12 protein-coding genes are annotated in these 14,138 nt (G+C 40.0%); 11 read left to right on the forward strand and 1 reads right to left on the reverse strand.

The window, feature by feature from the left end:
* Positions 1–191: 191 nt before the first annotated feature.
* The 9 genes from BABA_RS13930 (at position 192) to BABA_RS13970 (ending at position 8,864) form a co-directional block, all read left to right on the forward strand.
* Positions 192–1,142 carry an MBL fold metallo-hydrolase gene (locus BABA_RS13930; RefSeq protein WP_007085838.1) on the forward strand — a complete coding sequence of 317 codons (951 nt, stop codon included), beginning with the start codon at positions 192–194 and terminating at the stop codon, positions 1,140–1,142.
* Between the two features lie 16 nt (positions 1,143–1,158).
* A complete protein-coding gene (locus BABA_RS13935) occupies positions 1,159–1,854 on the forward strand; it encodes a 3-oxoacid CoA-transferase subunit A (protein WP_007085839.1) in 696 nt (231 codons plus the stop codon).
* Positions 1,847–2,527, forward strand: coding sequence for a 3-oxoacid CoA-transferase subunit B (locus BABA_RS13940; RefSeq protein ID WP_007085840.1), 681 nt, complete (start codon positions 1,847–1,849; stop codon positions 2,525–2,527). Before BABA_RS13935 ends, BABA_RS13940 begins: the two co-directional genes overlap by 8 nt.
* Positions 2,528–2,586: 59 nt before the next feature.
* Positions 2,587–3,279: a GntR family transcriptional regulator gene (locus tag BABA_RS13945; RefSeq protein WP_268870159.1), complete on the forward strand. Its 693-nt coding sequence runs from the start codon at positions 2,587–2,589 to the stop codon at positions 3,277–3,279.
* 155 nt (positions 3,280–3,434) lie between these two features.
* Positions 3,435–4,541, forward strand: a complete 1,107-nt coding sequence (locus tag BABA_RS13950) for an FAD-dependent oxidoreductase (RefSeq protein WP_007085842.1) — start codon at positions 3,435–3,437, stop codon at positions 4,539–4,541.
* A 132-nt stretch (positions 4,542–4,673) separates the two neighbouring features.
* Positions 4,674–5,600, forward strand: coding sequence for an alpha/beta hydrolase (locus BABA_RS13955; RefSeq protein WP_007085843.1), 927 nt, complete (start codon positions 4,674–4,676; stop codon positions 5,598–5,600).
* Positions 5,601–5,797: 197 nt separating this feature from the next.
* On the forward strand, positions 5,798–7,051 hold the full coding sequence (locus tag BABA_RS13960; protein ID WP_007085844.1) for an MFS transporter: 1,254 nt from the start codon (positions 5,798–5,800) through the stop codon (positions 7,049–7,051).
* 87 nt (positions 7,052–7,138) lie between these two features.
* Positions 7,139–7,984, forward strand: coding sequence for an MBL fold metallo-hydrolase (locus BABA_RS13965; RefSeq protein ID WP_007085845.1), 846 nt, complete (start codon positions 7,139–7,141; stop codon positions 7,982–7,984).
* A 319-nt stretch (positions 7,985–8,303) separates the two neighbouring features.
* Positions 8,304–8,864 (forward strand): TetR/AcrR family transcriptional regulator, encoded by a 561-nt coding sequence (locus tag BABA_RS13970; RefSeq protein ID WP_007085846.1) that lies wholly within the window; start codon positions 8,304–8,306, stop codon positions 8,862–8,864.
* Positions 8,865–9,230: 366 nt separating this feature from the next.
* Here the strand turns inward: BABA_RS13970 and BABA_RS13975 are convergent, their stop codons facing one another.
* The gene (locus tag BABA_RS13975; protein WP_040346470.1) at positions 9,231–10,715 is read right to left on the reverse strand and encodes a DHA2 family efflux MFS transporter permease subunit; all 1,485 of its coding nucleotides are present in this window, start codon (positions 10,713–10,715) and stop codon (positions 9,231–9,233) included.
* 197 nt (positions 10,716–10,912) lie between these two features.
* Here BABA_RS13975 and BABA_RS13980 point away from each other — a divergent pair, with 197 nt between their 5' ends.
* Both BABA_RS13980 and rlmD read left to right on the forward strand, forming a co-directional pair.
* A complete protein-coding gene (locus BABA_RS13980; protein WP_007085848.1) occupies positions 10,913–11,479 on the forward strand; it encodes a TetR/AcrR family transcriptional regulator in 567 nt (188 codons plus the stop codon).
* A 715-nt stretch (positions 11,480–12,194) separates the two neighbouring features.
* Positions 12,195–13,565: a 23S rRNA (uracil(1939)-C(5))-methyltransferase RlmD gene (gene rlmD / locus BABA_RS13985; protein ID WP_007085849.1), complete on the forward strand. Its 1,371-nt coding sequence runs from the start codon at positions 12,195–12,197 to the stop codon at positions 13,563–13,565.
* Positions 13,566–14,138: the final 573 nt, after the last annotated feature.

A 14,138-nucleotide genomic window follows, 5' to 3' on the forward strand; every position in this document is an offset into this window, starting at 1 on the left:
ACGCGGGCCCAAACCGATGAAATTGTCCAATAGAATGCTCCTATCGGACAAAACGGGAGGCAAAACCGATGGAAATGTCCGATAGACCGCTCCTATTGGACAAAACACGGACCCCAAACCGGTGAAAATGTCCGATAGACCGCTCCTCGCGAAAGCGTTGTGTTTAAAATTAGAGCAGAGGAATGAACAAGATGATAAATTCAGTACGTGTTATACCAATTGAATGTAGATTTGGTCCCATTTCTGCATTTGCCTATTATGTAGATGCCCCAGAACCGGCAATCATTGATACGGGTGTGAATATCTCAGCAAGGCAAGACATAGAGCCAACCTTAGTTGAACACGGTATCCGAATAGAAGATATTCGTTGGATTTTACTGACGCATGGTCATGTCGATCATCTCGGTGGTGCTTTTGAAGTATGGGAAAAAACAGGTCGCCGTGCAAAAGTGGTCATTCCTAAAAAAGAAGCTCGACTATTGCGTGATCGCAATGAACATATTGCTGATTATAAAGCATTACAAGGTAAATACATTACCGATCCAGCAATACAAGAAAAACATATTACCATGTTAACAACAGATATTGGGGGCAATATTGAACCGGACATGGAGGTGGTTGAAGGTGATTCTATCAATCTAGGAGGAGATATTACACTTAAAGTAATTGAAACTCCAGGCCATTCAATCGGTTCTGTTACATTTGTTTTGGAGGGATTAGACTTTGCATTTGCAGCGGATGCTGTTCAAATGTATGGTGGCGCAGGTGGCTTACCAACGATTGAAAACCCAGTATTATATCGTAAAAGTGTGCGACGTTTATTAGAAGAAGTTCGTCCTAAACGATTGTACTTAGGTCACCCATTCCGCAATAGCAATGGCGAGATGCAAAGTGCACAAATTGAAGGCGAGCAAGTAGCATCTGTGTTACAAGCAAGTCTTGAAAGGGATGCCAAATTACGTGATGTTGTGCAGCGCCATATAACAAATGAACTTGCTGCCGAACAACATGAACTGTATGGACCATTTGGAAGGGTTGCTGAGGAAATTGGTTATACAGGCGATCCCCGCCATTTACCTTGTGCATTTTTTGTAACAATACATGGCTATAAAGAAGAATTGATCAAAACTCGCAATATATGAAAGGAGGAGACTCTACATGATCCAAAAGAAGCTTGAAAGTGCTGCACAAGCCGTTGCTGACATGAAGGACGGGGCAACGTTACTTGTTGGCGGATTTGGGGGAAGCGGATTACCGTCACATCTCGTTGCGGCCCTTGTAGAACAAGGCGCGAAGGAACTAACGGTTGTATCGAACAATATTGGCGCCGTTAGTGATGGTGTAGCAGCTTTGATTAGTAACGACCAAGTAAAAAAAATCATCTGCTCTTTCCCAGTTGGTCCACACGAAAATGATTTAATTGAGCGGCTCCAAAAAGGTACGATTGAGCTAGAAATCTCTCCTCAAGGTACATTAGCGGAGCGTATACGTGCAGGCGGAGCGGGTGTTCCAGCTTTTTATACACCGACAGCTGTTGGCACGGAGCTTGGCGAAGGGAAAGAAACGCGAGAGTTCAATGGACGCGTTCACGTGTTAGAACAGGCTATTACAGGCGATTATGCATTTATTAAAGGACATCGGGCAGACCGTTGGGGGAATATTGTTTACCGCAAAACACAGCGTAACTTTAACCCAGTAATGGCTACAGCGGCTACTGTGACGATTGCCGAAGTAAGTCAAATCGTAGAAGTCGGCGAGCTTGATCCAGAAAACATTGTCACTCCAAGCATTTACGTACATCGTTTAGTCCTAGTAGAGCAGGGGCAAGAAGGGAAGGTGTTAGTAAATGAGTAAAGATCAAGCGATTGGCTGGTCAAAACGTGAATTGGCAGCTCGTGTTGCGCACGATCTTAAAGATGGTTGGTTCGTCAACCTTGGTATTGGTTTACCAACACTTGTAGCGGATTACATTCCTGAAGGTAGAGAGATTATTCTCCATAGCGAAAACGGTTTACTTGGACTAGGGCCAAAACCAGCACAGGGTGAAGAAGATCCGGATCTTGTGAATGCTGGAAAAGAACCTATTACAATCGAGCCAGGTGGTTGTTTCTTTTCACAAGCAGATTCATTTGCCATGATTCGTGGTGGCCATCTTGATGCAACTATTCTTGGGGCTTTCCAGGTTTCACAGTATGGGGATCTTGCAAGCTGGAAACTCCCGAACTCACCTCTTGGACGTGTTGGCGGTGCGATGGACTTAACGGCTAGTAGCAAGCGTGTCTTCCTCTGCATGCAGCATACGAGTAAGGGAACACCGAAAATCGTTGAGGAATGTTCGTACCCACTGACTGCGCCCCGCTGCGTAGATCGAATCTATACTGACCTCGCAGTGATAGATGTGATAGATGCTGGCCTTGTCGTGCTAGAACTTGCACCTGGCGTTACGTTTGAATATCTGCAGGAACGTACTGCTGCTCCGCTTAAACAGGTAGACAAGGAATCAGAGACAATCGGGGTACAACAATGATGGGGTACACCTAAAGGCCAAAAATTGATCGCAGCTCCTCAGTACCTCTTTATAAACAAATCAAGGCTATCTTGATTGAGGAGTTACAGACCGCTGATGGCGAGAATGGTCGACCCTTCAGCACGGAACAGGAGCTTGTCCAGCGCTTCCATGTGAGTCGGGCACCTGTTCGCCAGGCTCTGAAGGAGCTTGCCGACGAGGGGTACGTTTATCGAGAGCGTGCGAAGGGTACCTTCCCCGTTCAGGAACTCCCTGTAAGGCCCCCAGGGTTAGAGTTAGGAGGACTAGTTGGCTTCCTTCGAGATCAAGGGTTAGATTGCACGTCGAAAATAGTAGACACAGACCGTGTGTTACCAACAGAGAATCTTTGCGCAATTCTTGGTCTTAAGCCGGGTGATCATGTCTTAAAAATATCACGTTTAATTCTGCTTGCAGAGAAACCACTTGTATGGGCGCAGTCCTATCTATCCGTTTCGGAGGATTTCCAACCGAATAAACGGGAACTAGAGAGGGTCGACAGTGTCTTCCTTCTCCTTGGAAGCGAACAAGGCATTGTTATTTCTCGAGGCGATCACCAGATCTATGCGTCAGGTGCAAACCGTGAGGAGGCTGAGCTTTTAGGTATCAAAAACGGGGATCCTGTTCTTGTAATAGAGACGAAGTTATACACGCGTAATAATCGCCTCATAGGCTGGAGAAGGGCTGTCCATAGAGCCGATGAGTATAAGTTCTCTTTCACGGCGAATCGTTGAGACTTGTCTTTGTTATTAAAATATGAAAGCGATTAAATCTACCTTTATTAACAATGCTGTTGAAGGGTTTCCTTAAATAATAGGAAAACTGTATATTCGGAAGCTTTTTTTATCAGTAAATAAATAAAATTAATAGCTTAGGAGGGGAAATATTTATGAAATCAAAGACAGAGTTAAGAATTGCTATTATCGGTAGTGGAATTGGCGGGGCATCAGCAGCGGTAGCTTTACGTCATGCGGGATTTAATGTTGATGTCTATGAGCAAGCATCAGCAATAAAAGAGGTAGGAGCAGGCATCGGTTTGCGTCCGCCATCCATCCGTTATTTCAAGAAATGGGGGCTTCTAGAGGAAATTGAAAGGGTAACCCATAAAAGCGTGTTAATGGAAATCCTTTCAGTTCAAGGAGAGGTATTACTTGAGGAAAAATGGCCTGCGTTAACAGATGACCCGGAAGAAAAATGGGCGAGATTAATCCATCGCGCAGACTGTCTGGACACGTTAATTAATGCAATACCTTCTGAGTTCATCCATTTAAACCACAAATGTAAAAATATCGTTCGCTATGAAGATTATGCAGAAATTGAGTTTGATAACGGTGTCAAAGTGGAAGCCGATTTGGTTATTGCTGCAGACGGTATTCGATCCTTAACTCGTTCTCTATTTTTCAGTCAAGCTGAGCCGGTTTTCCACGGTTACCATGCTTACCGAGCTCTTGTGAATGAGGATGAAACATATGGTTTAGCTTCTGAGAACACATTGAGAATTTTCTGTGATGATAAAATCAATTATTATTTACTGCCGTTAAAATATCGGAAACAAGTTTCGGTTGATATTACCGTCCCACACGAAGACAGATCAGGCAGACCGAACGTACCGAAAGAAGACATGCTCAACCAATTAAAGCATTTCCACCCTGGCCTTCAGAAGATTGCAGAAAATATAAATCACTTTGATGTTCGGTCACTATACGATATCGACCCAGTCGAACAGTGGACGAATAGTTGTATCGCACTGCTTGGGGATGCCGCACATTCGATGCTTCATAACCAAGGTCAAGGTGCAAATATGGCCATCCAAGACGCAGGGGTATTGGCAGAATGTTTACTTGAAGCCGATAGCGTTGAAGAAGCTTTACAAAAATATGAGTCTCTAAGAAAACCAATCGGAACTTTATTTCAAAATCTATCTCGCCAGTTCCATAGTGATAAGGAAGAAACTGCTTTCCCTGAAAAGGAATTTCTTGAAAAGACTCATGAGTAAAGTGATATAAAAGAAAACCAAATAGGATTTACCAAATTATTAAAATAGATTTCTGAGTATTAGCTAACATTGGAATATTTGTCCCTTATTTAGTCAAATTAGGGACAAATTGAAATAAGGAGGTTATCGCAGATGCCTGTACATCCCGAGATTAAAAAGATATTGGATTCCATACCACAATTTGATACTAAACCGAAAATCATTCCGGAAGAACATAGAAAAATGTTCGATGCACCCATTTTACCTGTTGAAAAACGTGTGCAAGTTTATTCTGTTGAAGAAAGAACTATCCCGACTGCTGAAGCAGATATAGAAGTTCGAATTTATACGCCGGAGGAAGCAGAAGCTTATCCACTTCTCATGTATTTTCATGGGGGAGCCTTCTTCTCTGGAAATTTAGAAAGTCATGATGAAATCGTTCGCCCGATTTGCAAGGAATCCGGTTATAAAGTCATATCTGTTGGTTACCGTCTTGCTCCTGAACACCCATTTCCAGCACCATTAGAAGATTGCTATAACGTAACAAAATGGGCAGCTGAAAATAAGGATGAATTGAAATGGGATGGCAAGAATCTCGCTCTTGCAGGTGATAGTGCGGGTGGTAACTTAGTTGCTGCTGTCTCATTAATGGCCCGTGACAAAAAGGAATTTACCGTTACGAAACAAGTACTATATTATCCATCCCTAGACCTTGATGTAAGTGAATTTCGCTATCCATCATTAGTTGAAAATGGGAAGGGATATTTCGTTGAAAGCGATCAATTAGCTGAATATAACTCCTTCTATTTAATAGGGAATGTCGATACGGATAATCCGCTTGTGTCACCCATTCGAGAGGAAAATTTAAAAAGCCTTCCATCAGCACTTGTCATCACATCCGAATATGATCCCATGCGAGACGAAGGAGAACTATTTGCGGAGAAGTTAAAAAAATGTGGTGTTCATGTAGAAACAAAACGGTATGAAGGTGCTACTCATGGCTTCTTAGGTAAATTTACGCATCTTGATGAATATAAAGACATTTACACACTTACAGCTAATTTTTTAAGTTCAAAGTAAGGAATACTGGTTTAACCACGGAAGTGATTATCGCAATAGGAATCATAGACATTGCGATTAATCACTTCCATATTATAATTTTAGCCTTCAAAAAAACTTCTACATCATGAAAAAAACCGCAGATAATATTCTTAATATTCCGAATTTGATTTTATAGTCGATAAAAATATAAGTATTTAAGGAAGGTGTTTTATTTTATGGAAAAGAAAAAGTTTTGGACGTATGAAAATAAGTTAGTGGTAATCGTCTTCTTTACGATCGGATTCGTATTCTTTGACCGTTTAGCAATTAACTACCTATTTCCAATGATATCAGTAGATTTAGGACTAAACTACACGCAATTAGGTTTACTGGGAGCAGCTCTTGCGTTAACTTGGTCAGTTTCTGGTCCATTAGGTGGATTTATTTCAGATAAAGTGAAGAGTAAGAAATCAATGTTAGCCATTTTAGTATTCGCATTCTCGGTTGTTTCATTAATGCACGGTTTAGCACAATCATTTGCCATGTTATTCGTCCTACGTCTATTAATGGGGATTGTAGAAGGTCCACTGATTCCGCAAACCCAATCAATTTTAGCAATGGAATCGTCGGAGCGTCGAAAGGGATTTAACTTAGGTTTCACAATGAACACAAGTAACGCTTTATTCGGTAGTATTTTAGCGCCTGTAGTAATCGTGGCATTAGCAACAAATTTTGACTGGCATACTGCATTTTATTTAACGATTATTCCGGGGATTATTTTAAGCTTTGTCATCTTCAAATCAGTTAAGAACCCAGATCAAGCGAAATTCCATGCTATGCATGCTATTAAATCGACTGAAAAAGTTAAAGTAAAAGATGTTCTTAAGCACCGTAATATTTGGTTATCAATTGTTGTTTTCAGCTTAGTTATGACAACGCTTATGGCATTCCAAATTTTTGGGCCAACGTATTTAGTACAAGCAAAAGGGTTATCTGATACAACTATGAGTTTCGTAATGGCATCATTCGGGGTTGGATATGCAATCTTCGGTTTCTTAATCCCAACAATTTCAGAGCGTACTGGACGTAAACCAGCTTCTTTAGTTTCTGGCTTGTTGTTAATTCTTATCCCACTAGCTATCGTTTTCGTGGATTCAATTCCATTAATGATGCTCCTTTTATTCATTGGTTCGGCTGGTTCAGGTGTCATTGGTATGTCAATGTCCGTTATTCCAGTTGAGTCTGTTCCTTTACAATACTCAGGTCTTGCCATCGGTTTAACTATCGGAATCGGTGAGTTAATCGGTGGATTCCTAAATCCAATGGTGAATGGTGCTTTAGCAGATATGTTTGGTATTCAAACACCATTATTCGTAGCTGCTGGTGCCGCTGTCTTGGCATTACTATTCTCATTCTTCTTCAAAGAAACAGCACCAGCCAAGGTTCAATCAACACAAGGGCAAGATGTCAAAACTGGTTTCCCAGTATAAATTTCGATTGTAAGCAACAACTTAGCCCACTTCTTCTGGAAAGACGCGGGCTAAGTTGTTTTTATTCTATTTTAGGGGGGACATTTGTTGTTTAAAAAAAATAATATGGAAGTATATCCTGTTATCGTTCCGGCCTCTAACAAATTGAAAAGTTTTAACTTTTTCTTAGTTAAACATAAGAATTCCTTAACGTTAATTGATGCTGGATTGAACACGGATGATTGCTGGAATGCCTTACAAAAGACCTTAAAGAAATATGACTACACACTTACTGATCTTACAGGAATTTATCTAACTCATCATCATACAGACCACATAGGCTTAGTTAACCGAATTTTATCCACTCATTCCATTCCCGTATATGCCCACCCTTACGCCATCCTTGTACTGAAAAGAGACACAGAATATATAAAAATGAGGGTAGAGTTTTTTAGAAAGCTATACCAAGAAATGGGATGTGGTGAAAATGGGGAAAAACATGTAACTGATTTACGTAATCCAATTATTCTAGATGAGGATAAAAAGATCCATTGTGAAATCCAAGATATGAACGATCACCCATTTTGGGGATTTGATCTTTTGGAAATTCCAGGTCATTCTCCAGACCAGGTCGCATTTTATAACAAAGAGTGTAAGTGGTTATTTTCAGGCGATTTAGTCATTGAAAATATTCCAAGTAATGCCTTCGTTGAGCCAGATTTTAATGGAGTCCGTACAAAATCCTTAGTGCAACAAAAGCTGTCATTAGAAAAATGTTTATCATTGAACGTAGAGCTCATTTTTTCCGGCCACGGTAATATCATAGAAAATCCTGCTGATTTATTAAAAGAAAGAATAAAAGAAATTGATGAAAAAGCTAACAAATACCAAAACACTATTAAATCCGGAAAATCAACCGCAAGTGGAATTGCCCAATTCCTATATAAAGAATAGGTTGAAAAGCAGTTTTTCATTATTATGTCTGAAGTTATTGGTTATTTAGATTATCTCGAATTTCAGGGGAAAATTAATAAGGAAATGAGGAAAGGAATTTGGCATTATTATTGCGAATAAATCGCTGATTGGCTTTATTATTTCTATAAAGAGGCTGGCTAAAAAGGTCGTTGAATATGACTTTTGAGCCAGTTCTTTCTTTTTAAACTCAATTTGAACCCCATTTGGTTATTAACTTATTGAAAAATCTTGAAATTGGGAAAGTCTTTTTGATAGAGTAATGGAAAGACCGGTTGGTTTGAAGGGGGTTACTAAAGAGATGGACACAAAATCATTGATAATCGACATCACAACCACCCTTTTCCAACAAAAAGGATATAAGGGTGTAGGGTTAAACGAAATATTAAAAGTATGTAACATTTCTAAGGGGTCATTTTATCATCACTTTCCTAATGGAAAAGAAGAAGCACTTATTGCTTGCCTTCAGTCAATGAGTGAAGCAATTACTTCGGATATAGAGGATATTTTTAACCGATATCCAACTACTGAAGAGGCGACAAAGAAGATGATTGAAAAAGTAATAGGTATCTTTGAACGGGAAGGTACGATTACCAGTTGTACAATTAGCAGTATCGTTAGCGAGATGGAATCGTTAAGTGATCAAGTCCGACATACCTGTTCGGATCTTTACATAAAGATGCAGCGGATTTATTCTGCTAAGTTGGCAGCAGACGGGTTTTCGAAAGAAACAGCTAATTCCATTGCTGTCATGATGAATGCTTCTATTGAAGGTGCGATTATGCTTTGTTTAACCCAAAATTCAAGCGAACCACTGACGGTCATTTCAAATTTATTACCCAAACTATTGAAGAAGGTTTAGTTACTGGTTTCAGTAAGCCGTGCTCAATTTCTTATTAATGCATCTTTGATGAAGACCGCTTACACGGAATTTATTCGGAATTTTGGTCTTCATTCGCTTTATGAAGACATTTTTGCTGGCTTCGAATCAGGGATTTGGTCTTCATCACCTCGATGAAGACCATTTTGCAGGTATTCGCAGAGGGTTTTGGTCTTCATAAATATAAAAACTGACATTACATCGGAATTCGTTCCCATTATGACATAATTCCGACCACTTATTACTCATTTTTCGGAATTTACAACATTTTCTGGATATTAATTGATATTCCTCGGAACTTAATTAGCTTTATCCGGGTTATAATTTCACAATTATTCAGTTTTATAGTCAACTTTCTACAGCTGAGTTCGTATGGTGCTCCCGCTCTTCTATGATCTTCTCTTGCTTCGATACACTCTTTTTAGGCATAAATAAATTCACAAGGAACGCAATAATCACTAAAACGACGGTAAAAATGTATGCATCACTTGTGCCGAGTATCGAAGATTCTATTATTAGCTGGGATTTGGACTGCACATTGCCAGAATGAATTAACTCTGCGGCATAGCTTTTCGTTCGGGATGTCATAATGGTTACCACTAGTGCAATCCCAATCGAACCTGCTACTTGGCGGACGGTGTTAGATACAGCTGAACCGTGAGAATGCAGGTGTTTAGGAAGAGCATTCAATCCGGCAGTCGTAATAGGCATTGTGATGAAAGACATCCCAATTCGTAAGATGATGGTTCGAATCATCAAATAGCTATAACTAGTGGTTTCACTTAAATCTGTAACTTCCCATGATGCAACGATAATAAAGACCAGACCAATAATCGCCAGCGGTTTTACGCCAAATTTATCGAATAAGCGACCCGATACAGGTGACATGAAAGCATTTATTAATGCACCCGGCAGTAACAGTAAGCCCGTTTCAAGGACTGTATATCCTCTGCTTGATTGCAGATAGATAGGCAGTAAAATCATATCCGCATACATGACCATTGTCACCAAAACATTAACGATGGTTGTCATCGTGAACATTCTATCGCTGAAGACTTGAAGATTTAACAAAGGATCCTTCGACGTTAGCTGACGCCAGCAGAAGAGTAGTAGAAAAAGAACACCGACAGCTAAGCAGATCAGCACCCAAGCGCTTCCCCAGCCTTTGTCACCTGCAATGCTGAATCCATAAAGTAACGCGCCAAACCCTGCAGTGGACAGAATAATGCTGTTAATATCGAGCTTGGGTTTGGATGTTTCCGATACATTTACTAGAAATTTAGCGGCTAAAGCGATTACGATGGCGACAAGCGGGAACATGCCGATAAATAACCATCGCCATGAAAAATGTTCAATAATGAATCCGGCCAAGGTCGGACCAATCGCTGGTGCAAAAATCATCACAAGTCCGAGCGTTCCCATTGCCGTTCCACGGTTTTCTACAGGAAACACCACAAGTACGACCATCATTAATAGGGGCATAATAATACCGGCTCCGGCAGCTTGAATCATTCGACCAATTAATAAAAATGCGAAGCTAGGGGCAATGGCATTAATGAAAGTACCTACCAACAACAAAAGCATTGAACTGATAAAGAGTTGCCGAGTGGTAAATCGTTTCATTAAAAAGGCAGTCACTGGAATTAAAATACCATTCACCAGCATAAAGCCAGTTGAAAGCCATTGAACGGTTGTGGCAGAAACCTCAAATTGCTTCATCAAATCTGGTAAAGCAACGTTTAATATCGTCTGATTCAAGACTGAAAGAAATGAGCCTAAGAGTAAGACGAATAGAAGAAGACCCTTTTTAATTTGGTGATTAGGTTGATCCATGATCTCATACACGACCCTTTCTCTTTTTATATCTGATTGACAATAAGTTGTTTAATTGATACTGTGTCAATAAAGTACATATTAACATGGGATAAGTGAAAATAGCCATTTACACTTTTAAGATAAATGTAGACTAATTGACAATTTATTAAATAAGTGTCGAAAAAATATAAAATCATAGACAAAGGGCTGATTAAATGTCTAACAACGAGAAGCCAAAGGTTGATCCTCGAATTAAACGGACAAAGAAAATGTTTAAAGATGCACTCATTTCATTGATTCAGGAAAATAGCGATAAAAGCAAATTGACTATCCAAACTATTGCTGATCGAGCTGAATTAAACCGTGCAACTTTCTACTTACATTATCAGGATATTGATGATTTAATGGAGCAAACGATTGATGAAATTCTTGAAGAGTTAAATATGACGATGGAGATTCCTTCCGAGGATAATCAGGCAACGAAAAAAGGAAACCTGTCACCCCGTAACCGGCTTATCTCTTTTCTAGAGCATTTTTATCAAAATGCCGGGCTCTACAATGTGATGCTGGAAAACAAGGATTTTCGCAAAAGAGTGCTCAGTATATTGCTAGATATCGTCACTTTTTGGGCTGAAGATAAAAAAGCAAAGGGCGGGGCGTTTAAGGTGCCTAATGAGATCATTGCTTCCTCGACACTTGGCATCATCTCATGGTGGTTACAAGAAGGAACTCCTTATAGCCCAAGCTACTTAGCAGACCAGATCATTCTGATGTCCAAATAAAAGGAAAATGGGAAATAAAAAGAAGGCAGACCCAAGGGGAAGTTCCCCCATCGGATCTGCCTTCATTTATTTTTGTTTAAAGTATTCCATAAAGGCATGGAAAATTTCTATGCCTTGGAAGGTGAGCATGCCTGCTGCTGATAATGAAAAGAAACCAATTAAGACAAAACGAATCCACATATTACTTCCTCCCTTATTTGGATTTTCCCTATAATTTGGGAGGGAGGACTAAGTAGTTTGATTGATGAAATTTGGGGCTTAAAAAAACGTACTTTCCCCGAAATTGCTCGGATAACAAATGAAGTGGAATTACCGCTGCAGTTATGCTGGAAATAAGTACAAAGAGTGTTTGCAGGCCGAGTGGCTGCTTTTTCTCATCGTCTGAAGGTGTCTTTACTGTCCAATCGTCTACGACAATGATTGCTTTTATTTCTGCATGTGGGTGTGGAATGGTGCTGGAAAAGTGTAAAAAGTTGAAAGCAAAGAAGGCAAGCAGTAAGGGAATGGAAAGGGTACTTAATTTCTTAATCGATATCCACTCCTTCCAATGAGATTGTTTTAATCATATACACTTTTATTATATTTTAAAAGAAAAAAGTTCTGACAAATTATTTGGCTTTTGTTGAAAAAGGGCGCTTATCATGCCGTGGGTTTCGCAAGTACCTTGCATTGTGTTACAATCTTAGCTAGTCAAAACGTGTAAAGGAAGAAATAAATGAGCAGACAACTACCAGTAAACAAAAATGAATATATAGATGTCCTTTTCCAAGATTTAACCCATGACGGGGCAGGGGTTGCGAAGGTGGACGGTTACCCGCTATTTGTCCCCAATGGATTGCCGGGTGAAAAAGCTAAGATTAAGGTAATTAAGACCGGTAAAGGGTACGGGGTTGGCCGCTTAATCGAGCTTTATGAAAAAAGCCCATACCGAATCGATATTGCGAGCAGCGAGCGCCACAAATACGGTGGTTGCCAGCTTGAACATATCAGCTATGAAGGTCAGCTGAAATACAAAGAAAATCAAGTACGGCAAGTCCTAACCAGAATTGGTAAATTGGAGGATGTGGTTGTACACCCGATTTTAGGGATGGAAAACCCATGGCATTACCGGAACAAGGCACAGGTACCGGTCGGTGAAATAGACGGCAAATTGATTGCTGGATTTTTTAAACCGAGGAGCCATGAGATTGTCGATACAAATGAAAGCTTGATTCAATTGCCAGAAATTAATGAAGCAGTGCAGGCTGTAAAGGAAATTTGCAATGAACTTGGCATTTCTGCCTATCACGAAGAATCCCATAAAGGTGTACTACGTCATATTATGGCACGGTACGGTCAACAGACTGGCGAGCTCATGGTTGTCGTTATTACCAGAACTGCAGATTTTCCACAGAAAAATCAGTTAGTCGAAAAAATTACTGCCCGGCTTCCAAAAGTAAAATCAATTGTTCATAATGTGAATTCCAAGCGGACAAACGTGATTATGGGAGAAAAAACGAGTGTCCTGTGGGGAAATGAAGTCATCTATGACTATATTGGCGACGTGAAGTTTGCTATTTCTGCGCTGTCGTTTTATCAAGTGAATCCTGTACAGACAAAGGTTTTGTATGATAAGGCACTTGAATATGCTGGACTTAGTGGTGAAGAAAGTGTAATTGATGCGTATTGCGGCATTGGCACGATTTCTTTATTTCTAGCACAAAGGGCACGGAAGGTTTTTGGGGTGGAGGTTGTTCCCGAGGCGATTGAGGATGCAAAACGAAATGCGGATCTGAATGGCATTACGAATGCGGAATTTGCGGCTGGGGAAGCGGAGATCGTCATTCCTAAATGGTATAAAGAAGGAAACACTGCAGATGTTTTAGTGGTTGACCCACCGCGCAAAGGCTGTGATGAAGCTTTACTGCAAACGATTATTGAAATGAAACCCAAGAAGGTTGTTTATGTTTCCTGTAACCCGGCAACGTTAGCACGGGATTTGCGAATTCTAGAAGATGGAGGTTACAAAGCCGTTGAAGTGCAGCCGGTGGATATGTTCCCGATGACAACGCATTGTGAAGCGGTCGCGTGGTTGGAGTTAGCATAATGAAAAAGTAAACTAGAACGGATTCTCAAGAAAGAATTTTGTTCTTTTATCATTTAGGTCATTCAATAATAAGAACATTATATTCCCTTAGATTCGGATATGAGTCTATGGGAATTTTTTAATCGGTTTGTAATATAAGCGTTGATTAGTTTTAGGGTAAGTCAATTTCATAAATTTATTTTATATAAAGATTCACCAAATGGTATTTTCATGTGTGTTATAGGTTACATATGAAGACAGTCTCTCTGCTGGTGGAAAGGTAAAAAAATTACTCGTGAAAAAGCTGTATTTACAGCATTTTCATGGGTTATTTTTTTGAAGAAATTGAAGGATTTTTATTAGGTATTATGGATGCAATACTTGGAATAGATCTTGGTTTAATCTAGTTATCTAAATATAGGAAATATTATTGACAATTAAAAACTATGATGCTACCATTCTTATAAACCGAAGACGAGGGAGTTAAACTGTTAAACGATCTCACAGCGAATCCGGGATGGTGTAAGCCGGACAGATGCAGTAACAGCAAGTGGGCCTCTGAGGGCGAAGCGAAAGAATTTCTTTTAGTAGCTT

It is taken from the genome of Neobacillus bataviensis LMG 21833 (assembly GCF_000307875.1).
In the GTDB taxonomy this organism is placed as follows: Bacteria; Bacillota; Bacilli; order Bacillales; family Cytobacillaceae; genus Neobacillus; species Neobacillus bataviensis.